The organism is Chryseobacterium sp. MFBS3-17 (genome assembly GCF_020687745.1).
Lineage (GTDB): Bacteria > Bacteroidota > Bacteroidia > Flavobacteriales > Weeksellaceae > Marnyiella.
The window spans coordinates 251,112-270,413 of the sequence record NZ_JAJEWK010000002.1; the positions used below are offsets into that span (position 1 = coordinate 251,112).

The 19,302-nt window shown below is 43.9% G+C and carries 23 protein-coding genes and 1 tRNA gene; 18 read left to right on the top strand and 6 right to left on the bottom strand.

Translation table 11 applies throughout. The features are described 5' to 3' along the window. Window positions 1-72: 72 nt before the first annotated feature. The 7 genes from LKO26_RS01345 (at window position 73) to LKO26_RS01375 (ending at window position 3,533) form a co-directional block, all read left to right on the top strand. A complete protein-coding gene (locus LKO26_RS01345; protein WP_227585998.1) occupies window positions 73-690 on the top strand; it encodes a hypothetical protein in 618 nt (205 codons plus the stop codon). A gap of 206 nt (window positions 691-896) precedes the next feature. Further along, on the top strand, window positions 897-1,187 hold the full coding sequence (locus tag LKO26_RS01350) for a winged helix-turn-helix domain-containing protein (protein ID WP_227585999.1): 291 nt from the start codon (window positions 897-899) through the stop codon (window positions 1,185-1,187). A gap of 66 nt (window positions 1,188-1,253) precedes the next feature. Further along, a complete protein-coding gene (locus LKO26_RS01355; RefSeq protein ID WP_227586000.1) occupies window positions 1,254-1,541 on the top strand; it encodes a hypothetical protein in 288 nt (95 codons plus the stop codon). Between the two features lie 73 nt (window positions 1,542-1,614). Continuing rightward, window positions 1,615-1,914, top strand: coding sequence for a hypothetical protein (locus LKO26_RS01360; RefSeq protein ID WP_227586001.1), 300 nt, complete (start codon window positions 1,615-1,617; stop codon window positions 1,912-1,914). A gap of 1 nt (window position 1,915) precedes the next feature. Further along, on the top strand, window positions 1,916-2,401 hold the full coding sequence (locus LKO26_RS01365; RefSeq protein ID WP_227586002.1) for a ubiquinone biosynthesis protein COQ4: 486 nt from the start codon (window positions 1,916-1,918) through the stop codon (window positions 2,399-2,401). Between the two features lie 55 nt (window positions 2,402-2,456). Beyond that, window positions 2,457-2,954 carry a hypothetical protein gene (locus tag LKO26_RS01370; RefSeq protein WP_227586003.1) on the top strand — a complete coding sequence of 166 codons (498 nt, stop codon included), beginning with the start codon at window positions 2,457-2,459 and terminating at the stop codon, window positions 2,952-2,954. A 66-nt stretch (window positions 2,955-3,020) separates the two neighbouring features. Beyond that, window positions 3,021-3,533, top strand: coding sequence for a hypothetical protein (locus LKO26_RS01375; protein WP_227586004.1), 513 nt, complete (start codon window positions 3,021-3,023; stop codon window positions 3,531-3,533). A 43-nt stretch (window positions 3,534-3,576) separates the two neighbouring features. Here the strand turns inward: LKO26_RS01375 and dtd are convergent, their stop codons facing one another. After that, window positions 3,577-4,026 (bottom strand): D-aminoacyl-tRNA deacylase, encoded by a 450-nt coding sequence (dtd, locus tag LKO26_RS01380; protein ID WP_227586005.1) that lies wholly within the window; start codon window positions 4,024-4,026, stop codon window positions 3,577-3,579. A 10-nt stretch (window positions 4,027-4,036) separates the two neighbouring features. After that, the gene (locus LKO26_RS01385) at window positions 4,037-4,486 is read right to left on the bottom strand and encodes a hypothetical protein (RefSeq protein WP_227586006.1); all 450 of its coding nucleotides are present in this window, start codon (window positions 4,484-4,486) and stop codon (window positions 4,037-4,039) included. 110 nt (window positions 4,487-4,596) lie between these two features. On the opposite strand from LKO26_RS01385, the gene greA reads away from it, so the two are divergent. The 7 genes from greA to LKO26_RS01420 all read left to right on the top strand — a co-directional run bounded on the left by greA (window position 4,597) and on the right by LKO26_RS01420 (window position 10,232). After that, window positions 4,597-5,067, top strand: coding sequence for a transcription elongation factor GreA (gene greA, locus LKO26_RS01390; RefSeq protein WP_227586007.1), 471 nt, complete (start codon window positions 4,597-4,599; stop codon window positions 5,065-5,067). A 54-nt stretch (window positions 5,068-5,121) separates the two neighbouring features. Continuing rightward, window positions 5,122-5,511, top strand: a complete 390-nt coding sequence (locus LKO26_RS01395) for an HIT family protein (RefSeq protein WP_227586008.1) — start codon at window positions 5,122-5,124, stop codon at window positions 5,509-5,511. Window positions 5,512-5,597: 86 nt separating this feature from the next. Further along, on the top strand, window positions 5,598-6,758 hold the full coding sequence (gene clpX / locus LKO26_RS01400) for an ATP-dependent Clp protease ATP-binding subunit ClpX (RefSeq protein WP_227586009.1): 1,161 nt from the start codon (window positions 5,598-5,600) through the stop codon (window positions 6,756-6,758). Window positions 6,759-6,848: 90 nt separating this feature from the next. Beyond that, window positions 6,849-8,498: a T9SS type A sorting domain-containing protein gene (locus tag LKO26_RS12745; RefSeq protein ID WP_227586010.1), complete on the top strand. Its 1,650-nt coding sequence runs from the start codon at window positions 6,849-6,851 to the stop codon at window positions 8,496-8,498. Between the two features lie 10 nt (window positions 8,499-8,508). Continuing rightward, a complete protein-coding gene (locus LKO26_RS01410) occupies window positions 8,509-8,763 on the top strand; it encodes a hypothetical protein (protein ID WP_227586011.1) in 255 nt (84 codons plus the stop codon). A gap of 64 nt (window positions 8,764-8,827) precedes the next feature. Beyond that, window positions 8,828-10,114 (top strand): peroxiredoxin family protein, encoded by a 1,287-nt coding sequence (locus LKO26_RS01415; RefSeq protein WP_227586012.1) that lies wholly within the window; start codon window positions 8,828-8,830, stop codon window positions 10,112-10,114. A 44-nt stretch (window positions 10,115-10,158) separates the two neighbouring features. Further along, window positions 10,159-10,232, top strand: a tRNA-Met gene (locus tag LKO26_RS01420). A 483-nt stretch (window positions 10,233-10,715) separates the two neighbouring features. Here the strand turns inward: LKO26_RS01420 and LKO26_RS01425 are convergent. From LKO26_RS01425 to LKO26_RS01440, 4 genes are read right to left on the bottom strand one after another with little or no spacing between them, the layout of a single operon-like run. Then, on the bottom strand, window positions 10,716-11,711 hold the full coding sequence (locus LKO26_RS01425; protein ID WP_227586013.1) for a DUF3810 domain-containing protein: 996 nt from the start codon (window positions 11,709-11,711) through the stop codon (window positions 10,716-10,718). Window positions 11,712-11,769: 58 nt separating this feature from the next. After that, window positions 11,770-13,374, bottom strand: a complete 1,605-nt coding sequence (locus LKO26_RS01430) for an MFS transporter (protein ID WP_227586014.1) — start codon at window positions 13,372-13,374, stop codon at window positions 11,770-11,772. Between the two features lie 34 nt (window positions 13,375-13,408). Further along, the gene (locus tag LKO26_RS01435) at window positions 13,409-14,140 is read right to left on the bottom strand and encodes a lysophospholipid acyltransferase family protein (protein WP_227586015.1); all 732 of its coding nucleotides are present in this window, start codon (window positions 14,138-14,140) and stop codon (window positions 13,409-13,411) included. 30 nt (window positions 14,141-14,170) lie between these two features. Beyond that, window positions 14,171-14,629, bottom strand: coding sequence for a GtrA family protein (locus LKO26_RS01440; protein ID WP_227586016.1), 459 nt, complete (start codon window positions 14,627-14,629; stop codon window positions 14,171-14,173). Between the two features lie 210 nt (window positions 14,630-14,839). Here LKO26_RS01440 and LKO26_RS01445 point away from each other — a divergent pair, with 210 nt between their 5' ends. From LKO26_RS01445 to ruvA, 4 genes are all read left to right on the top strand, one after another. Next, window positions 14,840-15,094, top strand: a complete 255-nt coding sequence (locus tag LKO26_RS01445) for a hypothetical protein (protein WP_227586017.1) — start codon at window positions 14,840-14,842, stop codon at window positions 15,092-15,094. Window positions 15,095-15,324: 230 nt separating this feature from the next. Further along, entirely contained in the window at window positions 15,325-16,188 is an 864-nt protein-coding gene (locus tag LKO26_RS01450; protein WP_227586018.1) for a BadF/BadG/BcrA/BcrD ATPase family protein, read from the top strand. A gap of 22 nt (window positions 16,189-16,210) precedes the next feature. Beyond that, window positions 16,211-18,499 carry an NADP-dependent malic enzyme gene (locus LKO26_RS01455; RefSeq protein WP_227586019.1) on the top strand — a complete coding sequence of 763 codons (2,289 nt, stop codon included), beginning with the start codon at window positions 16,211-16,213 and terminating at the stop codon, window positions 18,497-18,499. 216 nt (window positions 18,500-18,715) lie between these two features. Further along, on the top strand, window positions 18,716-19,300 hold the full coding sequence (gene ruvA, locus LKO26_RS01460; RefSeq protein ID WP_227586020.1) for a Holliday junction branch migration protein RuvA: 585 nt from the start codon (window positions 18,716-18,718) through the stop codon (window positions 19,298-19,300). Window positions 19,301-19,302: the final 2 nt, after the last annotated feature.

Below are 19,302 nucleotides of genomic sequence, written 5' to 3' on the forward strand. Positions count from 1 at the left end.
GTAAGACTTTTTTCTTAATAAGATTTTGCTGGTTCATTTTTATTATTAACTTTGTACTTCAAAGTTCTTTATATGAAGTCTAAAGATTACAATGATGATTTGTCACACATCCGGAGCATGATGGAACGCAGTTCGCGGTTCATTTCGCTCAGTGGCCTCTCCGGTATCTTTGCGGGTCTGGCGGCACTGGCCGGAGCGGTACATGTGTATTTTGTGTTTCAGCGCGCCGGAATCTCCTATTTTCAGGGTGACCGCAATGTGTATTCAGAGAGTCTGGTAAGGGAGCTGATGTTTTCCGGTGCGGTGATTCTGGCAGCCGCACTTTTTTCAGGGTATTTTTTTACGGCCAGGAAAAGCCGGGCACACAATCTGAAAATTTGGGACCGTACAACCAAAAGATTGTTGCTTCATTTCAGTATTCCACTGATTACGGGCGGCCTGTTTTGTCTGGGACTGCTTTATCATCAGTTTCATGCCTTCGTGGCACCCTGTACCTTGATTTTTTACGGTCTGGCACTCATACAGGCAGAGCGGTATACGGTAACAGATGTGCGCTACCTGGGATATTGCGAGGTTGTTCTTGGATTGATTGCCTTTTTTATTCCAGGCTGGGGTCTGGTGTTCTGGGCATTCGGATTTGGTGTCTTGCATATAGTTTACGGCATCGTGATGTATAAGAAATACCGCTGATATAGCTATTATGAGAAGTTTTTCCCGAAACAGAACTATAGGAATGATCATGTGGTTATCGGTTTTCACTTTCATAGTAGGCCTTATTTTGATGGTCTTCATGATCGTTGAAGAGCAGGAACCGGGAGCTTTGCCATTATTTTTAGTATTTTGCGGCCTCTCCGGAATGGTTGCTGATCAAATGCGACTTAGAAAGAAAGATAAGAATGTTAAAAATTAATCAACTGAATAAGGAATTTGAAAGCCGGGTGCGTCTGGGCATCATGTCCGTGCTCATGGTAAATGACTGGGTTGATTTTACCGGGATGAAAAATCTGCTGGAGGTATCAGACGGCAATCTGGCCAGTCACAGCACAGCACTGGAAAAAGCGGGTTATATTGAAGTTAAAAAAGAGTTTGTGGGCAAAAAACCCAAAACTTCGTACCGTGTGACCCAAGCCGGCCGTGAAGCCTTCACCGAACATCTGAATGCGCTGGAAAAATTGCTCGGCCGATAGATCGTAACCACTATATTTTTTTAAAAATTAACTTTGTAATTCAAAGAACTTTATAAATTATATCTTATGAAAAGTATTACGCCTGCTTATTGGATTTTCGGAACAGCTGCTGCGGTGCTTGCGGTTCCTTTTGTTGCCATGCAGTTTACTGATGAAGTTCAGTGGACCGGCGTTGATTTTCTGGTGATGGGGACGCTTCTCTTCATCACGGCCCTAACAATTACCGGGGTCTGGAAACAAGTACAGGTGCCGGGGAAAAGATTTTTTTTCATCGCACTGGTGCTGATGGTTTTCCTGCTCATCTGGGCAGAACTGGCCGTGGGAATTTTCGGAACACCGTTCGCGGGAAACTAAGTAGTATGACGGGAGTGTCTAATGCTGCTGTCACCTTCATTGTTAAGGTAAAACAATTATTCAACTATTTTTTATGAAAAATTTTAAAATTTCGTACATCGGGAAAACGCTGTTCTGGCTGAGTTTTCTCCTGGGCAATATCTGCCTCTTCGGATTTATTTTTACCCGCGATGAGGCCTTTGCTGTTGCCGGATATCTGCTGCTTATTTATGCCGGCGGTATCAATGCGATTGCGTTTTTGGGGCTTATGCTGTATGCACGTGTGGCGCGTGAGTTTTCCCGGGAGGCGGTGAATGCTGCATTGCTTTTACTGGTCAATATTCCGGTGGCTGTTTTATATACCCTCATTGGAATTAACATTTCAATTTATTAATATGAAAAATATTCGTGTCCAATTTTTACTGGTGGTCTATAAAATGACGCAGGTAGTGTATCGCAGATCTTTTAAAAGAAAGAAAAGGCACTGGCAGTTTACTGCAGAACAATTGCTGAATTTTCAGGAAGATTCTCTGGGCAGAAAGCTTGGCGAGTTTTACCGGAAGCACGGTTTCTCCATGATTCCCACCATGGAAAATCACGATGTGCACCATCTCATCACCGGCTGCGGAACCCGATTTGAACAGGAAATTGCCATGCAGTACCTGCTCCTGGGAAATGGTAAACTCAATGCCCATCTGCTCGGGGCCGTTATTCTGGGAACTTTGGTGCTCCCGGAATATATGAAACTTTACAGACAATCTTATCTGAAGGGCCGCAGCATGCGTACTTTTTATCATCTGGACTTTGAAGAACTGCTTTGGCATAATTATGAACATCTGAAGGATTTTCTGTTGCGGAAGAACGATCCGGTCTTGTATTGAATGGGCAGGTTGTGGAATAATTTTAGCTGAATTTCCTTCAGAAATGCTTATCTTTATGAAAACAATAGCCCTCATTATAATTCCTGCATTCATGATGTTTTCCTGTAATAAAAATGAACAAGCCGGTTATCCTGCGGATCCGAAGGAGGAAGTCCGTGAAGTTCAGGGGTTGACGGATGCTGTTCGGGATTCTGCTCAAAGTACGCAGGACAATACATTCCGGTATGTGGAAGGCGATCGCATCATCAAAATCATCAACGGGGATATGTTGCCCCTGAGTCTGGAAGAGGAATTTACAAACAGTAACCAGCACTATATCATTAAAATTAAAAATTTTCGGGGTGGTGAAATCTCGGGTAGAGTGATTCCTACAGACGATTTGATGAATATCCGTTTTAACCAGATTAAACGTGCTGATGGTGGGTATGATGGGCCTTTTGGCCGGGAAATCAGTTATGCTGCAGGTGAGCCGGGTGAAATGTGGCTCGTGATCGGGAAAAGCAATATGGCCTCGGGGAATGTGACCGGCCCGTTTGTGGTGGAATTGCGCTGATGAGCCTTGCAAATATCCCGGTTGGTATAATTTCTGAATAAGGTGAACTATTAAAGTTTTGAAGCTATGAAAAATTTATTCTTATCTGCTCTTGCAGCAGGAGCCGTTCTCACTGCGTGCTCCACCGTTTCTACCATTATGCAAAATACTTTTCCCTACACAACTACGGTTGTCGTAACCCAAGGGTCACCAGCCAATACCGAATTGTCTGCCGTGGGTACCGGGACCAGCATTAATCAGCTGGTGGGATCTTCAGCCAATGTACGGGATATCCGTATTTCAAATGCAAACGTGACCGTTACGTCCGGCGGACAGAGCATGGGCGTTTTTAAAAGCGTAAAAGTATATCTTTCTGCAGGAGGAAATGATGTGATGGTGGCCTCCCGGGATAATATTGCAGATAATATCGGGAATACATTGTCACTGGATGTAAATTCCAATCAGGTGCTGGATCAGATTCTGAAATCCGGTAATACCGTACAGCAAAGAATTGTATACGTGCTGAAAAGCGCGCCCACCTCTGATCTTTCTGTGAGAACTTCACTGAATTTCAGCAGTGTGCCGGTTAATAATAATTAAGTTACTGATGAACGCTAATAAAGTCCGTATTTCGCGGGCTTTTTTAGTTTTTGGTAATGCTGTCCATGGTGATGGTTACCGGGCCGTCATTGACCAGAGAAACTTTCATATCGGCCCCGAAAATACCGCTTTCCACCTGCAGTCCGGCAGCAGCAAGTTGATTTTTAAAATGTTCAAATAGCGGTACTGCTTTTTCCGGCCTGGCCGCTTTAATGAAAGAAGGCCGATTCCCTTTTTTATAGTCTGCAATAAGGGTAAACTGACTGATGCAGAGTACCGCACCCCCAACATCCATGACTGAACGGTTCATTTTGCCTTCGTCATCTTCGAAAACCCGAAGATTTACAATTTTCTGAGCCAGCCAGTCGGCATCTTTTTCGGTGTCATTTTCTTCCACACCCGCCAGAATCATGTAACCCAGACCTATTTTTCCTGTCACTTTACCGGCTACGGTTACGTGTGCTTCAGAAACCCTTTGTATAACTACCCGCATATCTTACCAATCAGTTATAAATACTTAGAATATTAGTGGCACTGTTAAAGCTGGACATATAGGTCTTCGGGGGAAGTTGGGCTACCTGCGTAGGTTCACCGGTATAGAGAATCCACTCCGAACCATCTTTGTCACATACTATTTTGATATTGTCCTGAACCTTGAGGGTGGTCTGGGCATCCGGGCAGAGGTGCGGTGCGTTGCGGTCGTAAATCTTGAATCCTGTAGAGGTTTTCACCGCAATCAGTCCGCGCGTGCCTGCGCTTTGCTCATTGACATAAATCCACCCACCCACATTTTGCAGATTCTGATAAGCCGGAAGGTTCAGATTCAGAATCACATTAATCTGAGCATCCGGAAAGCAGTGCACGGTATCTTCTGTACGCACACAGGAATTGAATGTTAAGATGCTGAAGTACAGCAACAGTAGTGAAGTAAAGGTGAACTTTCTGATGTTCATTTGAAATAATTTTATATATTTGTACAACGAAATACAAAGATAAACATTGTCCGGGCTGTTATGGCCGGATAATTTTTTTATTATATACCATTAACAAAAAAAGAAATATCATGAGTACGTATGTAACACAGGAAGGTTTGGACAAAATGAAATCAGAACTGGAAAAACTGGAGTCTCAGGAAAGACCGAAAATCACCCAGCAGATTGCTGAAGCCCGAGATAAAGGAGACCTGTCTGAAAATGCTGAATATGATGCTGCCAAGGAAGCCCAGGGCATGCTGGAGATGAAGATTTCCAAATTAAAAGAGATGATTTCCACGGCAAAAGTCATTAATGAAAATCAGTTGGATACTTCTAAAGTTTCAATTCTGACCACAGTACGTCTGAAAAATATGGGAACAAAGCAGGAACAGAAATTCACCCTGGTTCCCGATAATGAAAGTGACCTGAAAAGCGGAAAAATATCTGTGAATACTCCTATAGCCAAAGGTTTGCTGGGGAAATCTGTAGGGGAGCAGGCCGAGATTCTCTTGCCCAATGGAAATAAACTTTCCTTTGAGGTGCTGGAGATTTCACTGTAAATTGTAAATTTTGCAGAGATTGTCGTATTTTTGCAATCACTTACTGAAATCATTATGAGTTCTATTTTCACGAAAATCATCAACAGGGAGATTCCTGCCTATTTTATAGCTGAAGATGAAAATCACATAGCCTTTCTGGATGCAATGCCTCTGGTAGAAGGTCATACGCTGGTGATTCCGAAGCGGGAGGTAGATCTGATTTTTGATCTGGAGCAGGATGCGTTCAGAGATTTGTGGGCATTTGCGCAGCAAGTGGCCAAAAAAGTAGGCAAAGCCATTCCTTGCGTGCGGGTAGGAGTAGCGGTAGTGGGGCTGGAAGTGCCTCATGCACATATCCATCTCGTGCCGCTGAACAGTATGGGAGATCTTAATTTTGGAAACCCCAGACTGAAACTTTCAGATGAAGAATATCTGGGCATACAGGATGCCATTATTAACGCTTAATATTAAAAGTCGTAAAGATTCGTCCTTACGACTTTTTCATCATAGCTTCCGCGGAGGCAGTAAATAAATGATCACAGATAAATTTTATGAATAAGAATCAATGTTCTTTTTGTGGCCGCAAAAGAAATGAAGTACAGATGCTGATTTCCGGCCAGGAAGGATTCATTTGCGAGAACTGTATAGAGCAGGCACATGGTATTGTTTTGGAAAACGCTTCCAAAGAGGGTTTTTCACCGGCAGAAAACATGGATGATCTGAAAAAACCTAAGGAAATTAAAAGGTTTCTGGACGAATATGTCATCGGGCAGGATCAGGCCAAAAAGCAATTGTCCATTGCTGTGTATAACCATTATAAAAGGCTTCTTCATTCGCAGGATGAGAACCGTGAGGTGGAAATCGAGAAGTCCAATATCATCATGATTGGCGAGACCGGAACCGGAAAAACGCTGTTAGCCAAAACCATTGCCAGAGAACTCAATGTGCCTTTTTGCATTGTGGATGCTACCATTCTTACCGAGGCGGGCTACGTGGGTGAAGATGTAGAAAGTATTCTCTCGCGGTTGCTGATGGTGGCAGATTATGACGTGGAAAAAGCCGAAAAGGGAATTGTTTTTATTGATGAAATAGACAAGATTGCCCGGAAATCTGATAATCCCAGCATTACCAGAGATGTATCCGGAGAAGGTGTTCAGCAGGGATTGCTGAAACTGCTGGAAGGAAGCATTGTGAATGTGCCGCCACAAGGGGGAAGAAAACATCCGGACCAGAAATACATTCAGGTCAACACCCAGAATATTCTGTTCATTGCCGGTGGAGCTTTTGACGGCATCCGGGAAATCATTGAGCGGAGACTCAATAAACAGGCCATCGGATTCAGTGCCGAAAAGCTTACCCATACCGATGATGATGAGATTTTAAGCCAGATTAACGCCATAGACCTTCGGAAATTTGGTCTGATACCCGAGTTATTAGGTCGTTTTCCCATTGTTACCTACCTGGAATCACTTACCAAAGATACCATGATGCGCATCATGACCGAGCCAAAAAATTCCATAGTCAATCAATTTGTGGAATTATTTAAGATGGATGGGATCACGCTGGAATTTACACCTGCCGCCATAGAAAAAATTGTAGATGAAACTACAGAAAAAGGTCTGGGAGCCAGAGGTTTGCGTGGAACTACAGAAAAGATTCTCGAAGATCATATGTTCAATATTGGTGAGGAAGAACATATTATTCTCTCATAATGTTCATGTTTTATTAAACTAAAAAAGATTAAGTTTAAAAAAAATAAATTATATATTTCCGGCCTTAATCAATCAGACATCACCGGTTTTGTGACCAAGGAATACCGTGATATTTCACACGGCGGTTTCCAGCAAATGGCCATACCTTTTGCGGCAAAGACCATTAACAGTGTGGCATTGGATTTAGGCAGAAGCAGTAACTTCAGTGGTGGGCGAAATGCCAATGCATTCGGGTATATGGATAATACCACAACCGTAATGCGGGTGGTGACTCCTTCCAGTTCTACAGATGCTGGCGACGGTTCTGTACTGTATGGTCCTACCACGTATTTTGCAGCAGGTGTCAGCGGATGGAATCCTTCTACTTCTACAAAGAACCTTCAGGGAAGACCTTATGCAGATACTGCTAATACAATGGAGGTACAACTGGTAAATGGGGGTAAACCAAATGGTACGCCAATCAATTACGGAAGTACCGGCCAGAATCAGAACTCTTTTGGCGAGAAATACGCATCTTATATTAATGATCCGTTTGACACACCGGCTTGGTCCGCAACTTATGGTAAAGAATTATATCAATATGGAAACCCTTTCCTGACGAATATCGACCTTAGCTGGATCGGTACAGAAGCAGGAGAGACCGGTCTTATAAAAGATGGCAACCGCTTGCCGGTGCAGGGGATCAGATACAGCCTTGGGGGCGTTACCTATTCTCCTGCTACAGGAACAACTACCTCTACGAACTCTACGGTTACCTTTAACCACTCTGTTACCGGAAGTATTCCGGCAGGAGATGTGGATAATTTGGTAATTAAGCCAATGGGAGCCGTGTATATTAAACTGAATCCTCAATTGGAAACAACGTATCCTGGAGTGTTCAGCAGAAACCTTAACTTCAATACCTTAAGAAGATTTAATAAAACGGCAAGAGCTGCCAGCACCGATTATTCTGTATCAGCCGCCAAGAGTGGTGCCAGCAGTGGAACGCTGAAGCAGATTGGTGTGATTGCACTGGACAGTCAGGACAGAGAACTGGGCAGAACCTATTACGTAGTAGCTTCCAATGCAGTAACCGGATTTAATAATTCAGGCATTTCCATGCAGGCCAGCACAGGATTCAGTAATAACGTTCCGTCACAGCCGGTCATTTATACCAACGAGGAATTTACAACCGGAGGCATCGATCCTACTTACGCCAGCGTGTACAATCTGTATATTAACGAAGCCAATGAGGCGAATTTCCTAAGCAAGAGAATTCCTTTGAAACTGAATTCTACAGCAATCAGTAAACTCAAGTTTGAAATCCGTGAGAATGCTGCTTTGCTTCCTGATGCACAGGATCAGCTTTCTACCGGAGAGAGTTTCTGGATTCAGCGGGCTGACGGAACCAATGTGAAGCTGGCACAGAATCAAACCTTAAATGCATCTCTGGGAGATCTTGGTTTGTATTATGGTCAACCTCAGCCTACAGGTGCACTGGGCGTAAACGAAATCAACAACTCGACTACAGTAGTGGCATATGATCAGAAATCAGATCATTACACCGTTTTGTTTGATAAAAACTGGAAAAAAGCAGACATTACCATTTATGATATGAGTGGTAAACTGATTAATGTCAGAAAAGATATCAGAACCACGTCCAACCATATTCTAGATATACCTAAAGGCGTGAAGAATGCTTATATAGTGGTGATTCAGTCTGATAACGGACAAGAGTACAAAACGAAATTAATGAGATAAAACACAGATTATGAGAAATAAACTACAGATATTTGGCTTCATATTTTTATGGATTGCCGCAGCAAATAACATGTTGTACAGTCAGACCACTTCCGCACAGGAAATTACAAATATGCCGGAAGAACCTCCTATGTACCAGACCAATTCAGATGCCATAGGGAGCCCCGCTACCGTAAGCACAGATATGTATCTGGCAGTGCTGGGAGTTGCAGCGTTATTACTGGTAATCTATTTTGCCAAAAATCTTAAAAGAGCGCATGTCTGATTCAATTCAGACCCAATCCTATAAAACTCACAGAATATTCCGTGAGTTTTTTTATTTTAGCAAGATGAAGATATTTTTTATGATAGCGGCCTGTCTGGCAGGGGCAGCCGTGAACGCCCAGTTTAACGTCAGTGTGCAGTCCGCACCGTCTTTTGCATCGGCAGAGGCTATTCTTTATACCCTGAGCGGTTCCAAGGATGTGATCTCTTCCAGAGCAGTAAAAAAGAACAACAGCTGGACATTTAAAGTTCCGCAGGCATACAGTGGAATGATGAAACTTTATTTTCCGGAGACCAACGCTACGGTAAATCTGGTGTCGGAGAATAAGAATATCAGTATGAAACTGGAGACCACCGCAGACCAGATTACCCGGGTCATCTATGAAGATGACACGAACCGGCTGATGGACGCGGTACAGGATAAGCAACGAAAAAATGAAGTGGTTTTTCAGGCATTGGTACAGATTGCAGAGTATTACCGCCCGGATTCGGAATTTGGTAAAGCACTGGTGACTGAAATCAAATATTTATCCAAGGATGATGTGATTGATGCCACCAAAAATCCCTTCGTCCATTATTATCATACCTCTTATAACCGTTTTTTGGTAGAACAGTCTGCAAAAACTCCACCGGGGCAGAAGGAGATTGCAGATTTCATCTCGAATTCCGGTGGTATGTTGGAAACCTCTTCGCTGCTTCGGCCGTTACTGGTTAATTTTCTGAATGCGGGAGGTTCCGCTCAGGTGGATAGCAGTGTAGATGGTTTGCTGGCCCGACTGGATGTAGAAAGTCCGAGGGGTCAGACGGTATTGTCTGAACTGATTGATCTTTTTGACGTATATGCCATGAAGGCTCAGAAAGCAAAATACCTGTCCCTTGCGACGAATTTGAAATGTACCATTACCGATCGGCTGGCCGCTACGATTAAATCCAATAAGGACGTAGAGGTCGGAGCTGTTTTTCCGGATTATCAGTTCAAAGCACCGGTTAATACCAAAGCGCGGAATCTGCACGGCGTACAGGCAGATCAGAAAATTGTTGTTTTCTGGTCATCCGGTTGTGCCCATTGTGATACGGAATTGCCTAAAATTCTGGAAAAATATGCAGCGCTGAAAGCACGTAATATTGAGGTAATCGGCTTTGCACTCGATTCAGACCGGGAGGCATACGCGCGCAAAAGTAGTAATTATCCGTGGATTAATGATACGGAACTCCGCGGCTGGAACAGTTCTTACGCAGATACCTATAATGTACATGCCACGCCTACCTACTTCATTCTGGATGCGGCAAACAAAATTATTGCAAAGCCAGAACATGTAAGTGATGTTCTTCAGTTTTTAAACCTAAAATAATTTTGCAGGGTTTTAAATTATTTTTATATTTGCACCACTCTAACGGCGAGGTAGCTCAGATGGTTAGAGCGCAGGATTCATAACCCTGAGGTCACGGGTTCAATTCCCGTCTTCGCTACAAAATCCCGTCTTGTTTGAGTCGGGATTTTTTTGTGATTAAAACGACTGTTATTATGATTCTCTTACTTTCGCGATTTTGAATTCCTGCTGTTTCTCTGTGAATTTACTCAATCCCTCGAAAATCTCTTCCGGATCGCACCGCAACTACAAGATTTTTTAGAATGTTAAACATTGTATTATATTGATAAATAAGTGACTAGGATTTCGGATGGTTTTTTTTCTTAAAAAGCCTTGCAAGTTGAAAAAATAGTAGTACATTTACATCGCTTTTAAGGCAGTTCACTGCTGAAGAGGCAATAAATTTTTTTTCATCATTTGTGTTTTTGGGACCGTATTGTATAATACGGTTCTTTTTGTTTGAATATCTTCCGCTATCTGTGCCCGGAATCCCGTACACAAGCGTTTTGCACCAATAAAGAAATTTTATCATCTACCGATATTTGTCACGAATGAGACAGGGACAAAAGATCAGAACGAGTGATTATTCTGGCGGCGCAGACAATTCGTACTGCAGCAATAACTCCACAAAATAAGAATAGGTGACAGCGCCTTCCTGCTGATTGCTTTTCAAAAACAAATCGTTGGTGAAAGAGAAAAAAACATCCAGCCAGCCGGAGTACTTCTGTCTGAATTCAAGTTCTGCCCTGCGGTCCCGTTTCATTCCTTCGGAATAGAGTTCTAAAACCTGTTCTACAAACCGGGGATGTGTAGAAATTTGTGAATTAAGTAAAGACTTCAGTACAAAATAGCTGCTGCTGTATTGCAATGCGGGATTTGCCGATGCTTTGCCGTTCAGAAAACCGATGAAACTAGCCTCCTGTTCGCGGGCGTAGCCCAGTTGGTGAGCAGCCTCGTGCGCCATGGTAAAAGGCAGTGAGGTGTGCGGCAGATCCGGATTGTACTGCGCCTCTGCGGTAAACGGATTGTAATATCCCAGGATTCCGCTATAACTCATGACTCCATGAAAGAGCGAGGGTTTCAACGCATTGATTCCCGTGGTACTTTTCCCATCCAGACGAGCAATTGTATGCTGAGAGCGCAGCAATTCCTCTTTGAGCCGGTGTGGGTCTTTAATTTTGAACACTCCATTCTCATCTTCTTCGGCTTGTGACCGCAGGATCCGGCATTCTTCCAGATACCGCAGGGTGAGTTCCTGTACAAATTCGGGTGAGATTTCTGATTGCGGCATTTTTTCGGATAAAGGTTTCTGAAAATACAGCATTCCCCAGAAAATCTGGTACATCAGATAAAATCCATTGGCCAAAATGAGCAGCATTATGCTGTGCCGATGTCTTTTCTTGTTGCGGATTATCTGTATGAACAGATACAGCAGTGCCAGGAGCAGGATGATATAAATGACATCACCTGCCGCAAAAGGGAAGGAGGCAAACAGTGACTGGTGGGAGTGTTTCCGCCATTCAAAGAAGGAGTCTGCTGCCCGGACAGCCCATTCGCTTCCGGATAGAAAATAGAACAAAACAACCTGGGCAAGTAAAATACCTGCCCATGTTTTTTTTCTGCTGAATATGTTGTGCTTAGTGCGCATGCTGACTTTCGCTGTGATCCAGATCTATGCCTTGTTTTTTGATATTCTGATTCATCAGGTAGGTGAGCAGCAGTAAAACGGCGAAACAAACGGCTGCAATGATGTAAGAGAAGTGCATGCCGAGACTGGTATCACCTATTGCTCCCTGAAACGGCGGAATGACGGCTCCGCCCAGAATCATCATGATTAAAAACGCAGAACCCTGAGACGTGAATTTACCAAGGCCGGTAGTAGCCAGAGCAAAAATACAGGGCCACATAACCGAGCAGAACAGTCCGCCGGCCATAAACGCATAAACGGAGATGATGCCACTGGTGAAAACGCCTGTGAGCATGGAGATGACCGCAAGAATACATACCGTTACCATCAGCTGAACCGGCCGGTCATTGGCAATGATAAAAGCAATAACCGTAATCAGAATGCAGATGGCATAGGCATAGAGGTCGCTCATATCGGTTCCCTTCAGTTTATTAGACGCAATGATGATTCCGAAAGCTATAAACGGCACAATGAAAGTGGCAATGAGCTTGGTTGTTTTTTTAAGGTTGAATACAGTAATGGCCCCCATCCAGCGGCCTATCATCAAGCTTCCCCAGTAGAGGGAAATGTATTTGGAGATTTCAGATTCTTCCAGGCCGTTTTCGGTAAGGTAGCCCGGCGTTTTCAGCAAGGACCCGAAGTTATTGTCAATCGTAACTTCTACCCCCACATACACGAAGATGGCAATCATGCCATACACCAGTTGCGGGAATTTCATGGCGCCCCAGCCTTCCGCATTGGATTTGCTCTGTTTATTACTGAGCAGCAAAATCCCCATGATGACCAAAATGGTAATGATGAGCAGCAGCACATTAGAAATATTGATAAAATTACCGATGGTAATGATGGCCAGTATCGCAAACGTCATCATCAGCAGGGCACCGGTAGCTTTCGGGGAAGATTCCAGCATTTCTTCGGTCTTGCCTGAGGGCAGTTTAGAGAAATAGAAAAATATGGCCACTATGGCAAAAACGGTAGCCAGAATAATATAAAGAGTATTAATATTGGACGGAGAGGGTTCTACCGACGAAGTCAGGCTTCCGAACAGGAAATAACTGACAATCAGCGGCCCGATAGTGGTTCCGAAGGAATTGATGCCACCGGCCAGATTCAGTCTGTGTGCTCCTGTTTCGGGCGGTCCCAGCGCCAGGGCAAAGGGCTGTGCAGCCGTCTGTTGCAATGAGAAACCCAGCGCTACAATGAACAGGGAGAGCAGCATCATCCAGAAAGAATCTGCATTGGTGCTGGGAATCATAACCAGCGCACCGAGTATGGAGATGGAAAGTCCGGTAATGATGGCGTTTTTGTATCCTATTTTATTAATAATGTCAAACTTCAGCACCGTAGAGGTGAGGTACAGCAGCAGGGAACCAATGAAGTAGGCGCCATAAAAGGCAGATCCCAGCAGTTGTGACTCAAAATTGGTGAGTGAAAAATGACTTTTGCAAAAGGGAATCAGAATCCCGTTTGAAGCGGCTACAAATCCCCAAAAGAAAAACACTGTAATGAGGGTGTACAGTGCAGGGTAGTTCGTTTTTTGTTGCGTTATTTGCATAGATGATATTTATATAGAAACAAATATAGATATTTTATTGGCCGGCGGCATGTTCTTCCAGCGTTTTTTTAATCTCGGAATAGCTGAAACTTTTCATTTCTGATACGGTGCTCGGTTCGGTAATTTCATTCAGATAAACCGTGACTTTTCCGGGGTGTCCCTTGTGATTTTCAAAAGGAAACATTTCTTTCAGTCCCGCAAATGTATAGATGACCACCGGGAAGTGATGCTTGGTAGACAGGATAAAGGCACCATCTTTAAATTCATCCAGAATGACTGTGGGATCGGGGTGTACACCGCCTTCGGGAAAAATGACAATGTTTTGCCCGTGCCGCATTTTCTCTGCCGCCAGTTGATATACCCTGCCGCGGCTTTTCGGACTGCTGCGGTCTACCAGAATCGCAATCCGTTTATACAGAATCCCGAAAATGGGAATTTTGGCCAGCTCTGCTTTTCCTATGAAACAAATAGGGTGGTGTTTGTGCAAAACCACCATCAGCATAATGTCTATGGTAGAAGTATGATTGGCAATAAAAATATAATTCCGGTCTTTCTCAATTTTTTTTGCGGTTTTGCGGATGAGTTCGTACCGGAATCCCATTCCGTAGAAAATAATGATGCAGAACAGCCGCATAAAAACATAAGCGTACTTGAAATGCTTATCCTTAATGGAAAGCAGCAGCACGGGAATGGCAAAAAGGATGATGAAGATAAAGGCCAGCAGGATGAACCAACCGCGCCAGATATAGTTCAGGATTCGCGTCATCTGATTGTTCTAAGCCCCAAAAATAGTAATTTATCCGTTGAATATCACACGCTTTTTCAGCGAATAATTAATAACAGACACCAGGGCAATGGCGGCAATTTTACTGATCATGAGGGCGCTGAGTGTGTAGAATCCAAGGTTAAAATTGCTTCTGAACACATACGCGTAAAAAACCTGAAAGAGCAGCAGACTCAGAACCGTAGAGAATACAGAAACCCCCATAAAATAGGCAAATTCTCGCCTGGCAGAATGTTTCCCTCTTTCAAAAACAAACCAGATGCTCAGGAAATAATTGCAAATAATGCCACAACCGGTAGAACAAATATTGCTCAGCGGATAGCGGATCCCAAAAAAGTTCCGCTCACCGGGCAGCCATTCGGGAAGGTAAGTGCTGAAAATCTTAAAACTTCCGATCTCTGCCACAGCGCTCAGGGCACCGGCAATGATGAAAAACATAACTTGTCTTTGCCTGAGAAGCAACTGCATCATGATCGTAGGAATTCCTGCAAATTTAAAACTATATGTTAAATATGAGAAATTAGTGTTAAAATATTTTTTTCTTAGCAAAATCTTTATAACTTTATTCTCCTGTTCCATCAAAATCGGTAAAATAATGAATTGATTATGAGGAGGTTTGTGATAGTGCATGATACGCCGTATTCCGGCAACCGGGCTGAATGAGTCTAAAAATTATTGAACATGAAAAATAGAAATCCTTACAGAAAATTCCAGGGTCAGCAGGATAAAATCGCAGATCTGGAGAAAAACAATTCCCGGTTCCGGAGAGTGTACACAGAATATGAACTGATGGCCGATGAACTGTGGAATCTGGAATCTGCAGAAGGGCCAGCTGTTACAGATGATTTTCTGAATTCCGTGAAACTCCAGACCTCCTACCTGGAAGACGAAATAGAAGACTGGCTGCACGCTGCAGAACCCGAATCAGAAGATTGATGTCGCGCACGGTCGGTTTGCTCATTCAGACGCCGGTACACTGCGGACTCTGTGGATATAACCGGGAACCGGCAGAAAAATCCGGAGCGGAAAGTTTCCGGATATCCCCGTAAAATACAGTACAACACCTCACAGGAAATGTTCATTCCGCGTGTTTTTTTTCGGTTAAATGTCACCGGGCTCGTAAATTAATTGCTATTTTAGCATTTCGTTTTTTTAAATGTTGAAATATGATCGCTATTGTAGATGGGGGCTCTACCAAATGTGACTGGGTAGTGCTGGATCAGACCGGAAAAGTTTTCCTGAAGACCGAAACAAAAGGCTTTAATCCCAATATCATCAATCCGGAACTCATTGTTCCCGAAATTGAGAATAATCCAAACCTTCTCTCTGTGAAAAACAGTATGCAGAAGGTTTTCTTCTATGGTTCAGGTTGTGGCACCGCAGAAAATGCTGCGGTGGTAGAGAAAGAACTTAAGAAAGCACTTCCCGGTGCAGAAATCATCATCAAAGAAGATATGACTGCAGCTGCCTATGCCGCCTATAACGGCAAGCCGGCCATTGTCTGTATTCTGGGTACCGGATCCAATTCTTGCTATTTTGACGGGACTACCGTACACCGCGAACTGCCGTCTCTGGGTTTTCTGATAGGTGATGAAGGCAGCGGAAGTGCCATTGGCAAGCAATTGTTGCGCCGGTTCTTTATGAAGAAACTGCCGGCAGATCTCCATGAACTTTTTGTGGAAAAATACCAGTTGACCATAGAAGAGGCGCTCAAAAACATGTATCATAATCCCAGAGCCAATGCTTATCTGGCGAATTTTAATAAATTTGTAGTCGAAAACAAGTCACATCCGTACTTTCAGAATATGGTTTTTGACGAAATGAAAAACTATCTGGATTACCAGGTTTTGCCCTATCCGGAAGCGCTTCATGCCGAGATTAATTTCATAGGTTCCATCGCATTTTATTACGAAGATATTCTGAGAGCCGCCGCCGCAGAGCTCAACCTTACTGTGGGTACTGTAGTGCAGAAACCCATAGAAAGTCTGGTAGATTATCATTTGAAATATCTGATTCACCAGCACCATTAATTAAAAATATACCCATTTATATATGTCAAAGAAAACAAACAGAGACGAGAAACATTTTAACCAGGCAGCCCTGGATTATCATAAAGCAGAACCCAAAGGTAAAATAGAAGTCATTCCCTCTAAGCCGCACTCATCGGCAAGGGATCTTTCGCTGGCCTACTCGCCGGGGGTTGCCATTCCGTGTCTGGAAATAGAAAAAAATCCCAAAGCAGCTTATGACTATACCGGAAAAGGCAATCTGGTCGCCGTAATTTCCAATGGTACTGCTGTGCTGGGTCTGGGAGATATCGGTGCAGAAGCATCCAAACCGGTGATGGAAGGTAAAGGTCTTTTGTTTAAAATCTTTGCCGATATCAATGTATTTGATATTGAAATAAACGAGAAAGATCCGGATAAATTTATTGATATTGTGAAAGGTATTGCGCCTACATTCGGCGGGATTAACCTGGAAGACATCAAAGCGCCCGAAGCTTTTTATATAGAACAGCGCCTGAAAGAAGAACTGGACATTCCACTGATGCATGATGACCAGCATGGTACTGCCATCATCTCCGGAGCAGCGCTGCTTAATGCACTGGAAATAGCCGGAAAAGACATCAGTAAAGTGAAAATGGTGGTCAATGGTGCAGGGGCCGCAGCCATAGCCTGTACCAAACTGTACGTGCAGCTGGGTCTGAGCCGGGACAATATTCTGATGTGCGACAGTAAAGGCGTCATCAATAAAAACCGGGAGAACCTGACCCCGGAGAAACTTGAATTTGCAGCAGATACCGATCTGGTGACGCTGGAAGATGCGCTGAGAGGTGCAGATGTTTTCGTGGGACTGTCTAAAGGAGATGTGATGACCCCCGAAATGTTGAACAGCATGGCCGAAAATCCTGTGGTCTTCGGACTGGCAAATCCGTCGCCTGAAATAGATTATGATCTGGCCTTGACAACCAGAAAGGATGTCATTATGGCTACCGGTCGCAGTGATTTTCCTAATCAGGTGAATAACGTGCTCGGGTTTCCGTACATCTTCCGTGGCGCACTGGATGTGCAGGCATCTGTAATTAACGAAGAAATGAAATTGGCAGCCGTTTATGCTATCGCCAATCTGGCCAAAGAACCCGTGCCGGAAGCGGTAATGCTGGCGTATAACCTGCGTTCCCTGAGTTTTGGCAGGGAGTATTTCATTCCGAAACCTTTTGATAACCGTCTCATCACCACGGTTTCTGAAGCCGTAGCCCGTGCCGCAATGGAAAGTGGAGTGGCCGGCAAACCCATTGAAAGCTTCGAAGAGTATGAAACGTCGCTGCTGGACCGTATGGGCAGAGATGAAAAACTGATCCGCATGATGCAGACCCGGGCAAGATCTAACCCGAAACGGGTTACACTGGGCAATGCCGAAGAGTACAATGTACTGAAGGCAGCACAGATTCTTTATGAAGAGGGTATTGCCCATCCTATATTGCTGGGAGAGAAAAAATTCATCAAAGAACAGATGCAGAAATACGGCATTGAACTGGACGTGCCTATTGTGGATCCTATGGACGATGATCAGGAAGAAAACCGCGTGAGGTACCGCGAAACCCTGTGGAAACTTCGTCAGCGCAAGGGTATGAACGAATACAAATCCAAGAGATTTGTGCGGCAGAGAGATTATTTCGGACCGCTGATGCTGCAGCACGGGGATACAGATGCACTGATTGTAGGGTTTTCCAAAAGTTACGCGTCAAATATAAGACCGGTGCTCGAGGTGATTGAAAGAGATCCCGGTGTGAACAAAATAGCGTCCATGATGATGATTCTGAGCGACAAAAAGCCGATTTTCTTTGCAGATACCTCGGTGAATCCCAATCCTACCACAGAAGATCTGGTGAATATTGCCCGAATGGCTGAACTGACAGTGAAAACATTTGCCATAGAACCCAGAATTGCCATGCTGGCCTACGAAAATTTTGCCGGAATTTCAGATACATCCAAAAAGGTGGCGAAAGCGGTTTCCATCCTGCATGAGAAGTATCCGAAGATGATTGTGGATGGCGAAATCCAGCCGGATTTTGCACTGAATGGAGATCATCTCGCAGATTATCCGTTTTCCAAACTGGGTGCGGCACCGGCCAATGTGTTGGTGTTCCCGAACCTGGAAAGTGCGAACATATCATATAAAATTATCCGCGGCATGAAGGTGGCGCAGGTGGTGGGTCCTATTTTAATGGGGCTGAGCAAGCCGGTGCACGTGGTACAGATGCGCGCCAGTGTAGATGAAATTGTGAACCTGGCTACCATAGCCGTGCTGGATGCCCAGCGCCGCGAAAAAAAAGCATAGCGGATTTTCACAGAAGTTACATACAGCACGGACAAACAGCGAAATCTTATTGAGCAGTTTGTTCGTGTTTTTTAATAAACGATGCCGGCTTTTCCCGAATCGTCATCAAAAACAATTTTTTATACATTTTTCTTCAGTAAAAGCGGTCTGTAAGCCATATTGTGTCTTAGATTTCACTTATTTTCCTATCTTTGAACCTTTCGTAGAAACAGACTCATGATTTATTCTTTACAGGGAACGGTTCAGGAACTTTCGCCTACGCATACCGTGATAAATGTAGGCGGGGTGGGCTACTATGCAGGCATCAGTTTGCAAACCTCCAGAAATCTGATTCCGGACGCACCCGTTTTTCTCCATATTCAGCAGATTATCCGTGAAGATGCACACCTGCTTTTCGGCTTTTTTACACGTGAGGAAAAGGAACTTTTTAACCTTCTTATTTCTGTAAACGGCGTGGGGCCGGCATCTGCGCTCATCATGCTCTCATCTCTCACCCTTTCTGAGATCGCGGCCGGTATTGCCAGTGGCAACAGTGCGCTGCTGCAAAAAGTGAAAGGGATCGGAGCAAAAACTGCGGAAAGAATAATCGTAGATCTGCGGGATAAGGTGTTAAAATTCAACACTTCTGATGAAAATATTTCTACATTTGTAAATAATAAAGTAAAGGATGAGGCGTTATCTGCATTAGAAGTTTTGGGCATTCCCCGAAAAACAGCAGAGAAAATTGCAGACCGGATTCTCAAGCAGACCCCGGACCTTTCTACAGAAGATTTGGTAAAACAAATTTTAAAAAACATTTAATA

What these genes read in the sequence shown, in the direction of transcription:
- greA (WP_227586007.1), top strand. Translation starts at nt 4,597, where the DNA reads ATGAGTACGTATGTAACACAGGAAGGTTTGGACAAAATGAAATCAGAA.
- LKO26_RS01385 (WP_227586006.1), bottom strand. Translation starts at nt 4,486, where the DNA reads ATGAACATCAGAAAGTTCACCTTTACTTCACTACTGTTGCTGTACTTC.
- LKO26_RS01455 (WP_227586019.1), top strand. Translation starts at nt 16,211, where the DNA reads ATGTCAAAGAAAACAAACAGAGACGAGAAACATTTTAACCAGGCAGCC.
- LKO26_RS01410 (WP_227586011.1), top strand. Translation starts at nt 8,509, where the DNA reads ATGAGAAATAAACTACAGATATTTGGCTTCATATTTTTATGGATTGCC.
- LKO26_RS01415 (WP_227586012.1), top strand. Translation starts at nt 8,828, where the DNA reads ATGAAGATATTTTTTATGATAGCGGCCTGTCTGGCAGGGGCAGCCGTG.
- LKO26_RS01445 (WP_227586017.1), top strand. Translation starts at nt 14,840, where the DNA reads ATGAAAAATAGAAATCCTTACAGAAAATTCCAGGGTCAGCAGGATAAA.
- dtd (WP_227586005.1), bottom strand. Translation starts at nt 4,026, where the DNA reads ATGCGGGTAGTTATACAAAGGGTTTCTGAAGCACACGTAACCGTAGCC.
- LKO26_RS01450 (WP_227586018.1), top strand. Translation starts at nt 15,325, where the DNA reads ATGATCGCTATTGTAGATGGGGGCTCTACCAAATGTGACTGGGTAGTG.
- LKO26_RS01345 (WP_227585998.1), top strand. Translation starts at nt 73, where the DNA reads ATGAAGTCTAAAGATTACAATGATGATTTGTCACACATCCGGAGCATG.
- LKO26_RS01355 (WP_227586000.1), top strand. Translation starts at nt 1,254, where the DNA reads ATGAAAAGTATTACGCCTGCTTATTGGATTTTCGGAACAGCTGCTGCG.
- LKO26_RS01440 (WP_227586016.1), bottom strand. Translation starts at nt 14,629, where the DNA reads ATGATGCAGTTGCTTCTCAGGCAAAGACAAGTTATGTTTTTCATCATT.
- clpX (WP_227586009.1), top strand. Translation starts at nt 5,598, where the DNA reads ATGAATAAGAATCAATGTTCTTTTTGTGGCCGCAAAAGAAATGAAGTA.
- LKO26_RS01375 (WP_227586004.1), top strand. Translation starts at nt 3,021, where the DNA reads ATGAAAAATTTATTCTTATCTGCTCTTGCAGCAGGAGCCGTTCTCACT.
- LKO26_RS01435 (WP_227586015.1), bottom strand. Translation starts at nt 14,140, where the DNA reads ATGACGCGAATCCTGAACTATATCTGGCGCGGTTGGTTCATCCTGCTG.
- LKO26_RS01395 (WP_227586008.1), top strand. Translation starts at nt 5,122, where the DNA reads ATGAGTTCTATTTTCACGAAAATCATCAACAGGGAGATTCCTGCCTAT.
- LKO26_RS01350 (WP_227585999.1), top strand. Translation starts at nt 897, where the DNA reads ATGTTAAAAATTAATCAACTGAATAAGGAATTTGAAAGCCGGGTGCGT.
- LKO26_RS01430 (WP_227586014.1), bottom strand. Translation starts at nt 13,374, where the DNA reads ATGCAAATAACGCAACAAAAAACGAACTACCCTGCACTGTACACCCTC.
- LKO26_RS01360 (WP_227586001.1), top strand. Translation starts at nt 1,615, where the DNA reads ATGAAAAATTTTAAAATTTCGTACATCGGGAAAACGCTGTTCTGGCTG.
- LKO26_RS01370 (WP_227586003.1), top strand. Translation starts at nt 2,457, where the DNA reads ATGAAAACAATAGCCCTCATTATAATTCCTGCATTCATGATGTTTTCC.
- LKO26_RS01365 (WP_227586002.1), top strand. Translation starts at nt 1,916, where the DNA reads ATGAAAAATATTCGTGTCCAATTTTTACTGGTGGTCTATAAAATGACG.
- ruvA (WP_227586020.1), top strand. Translation starts at nt 18,716, where the DNA reads ATGATTTATTCTTTACAGGGAACGGTTCAGGAACTTTCGCCTACGCAT.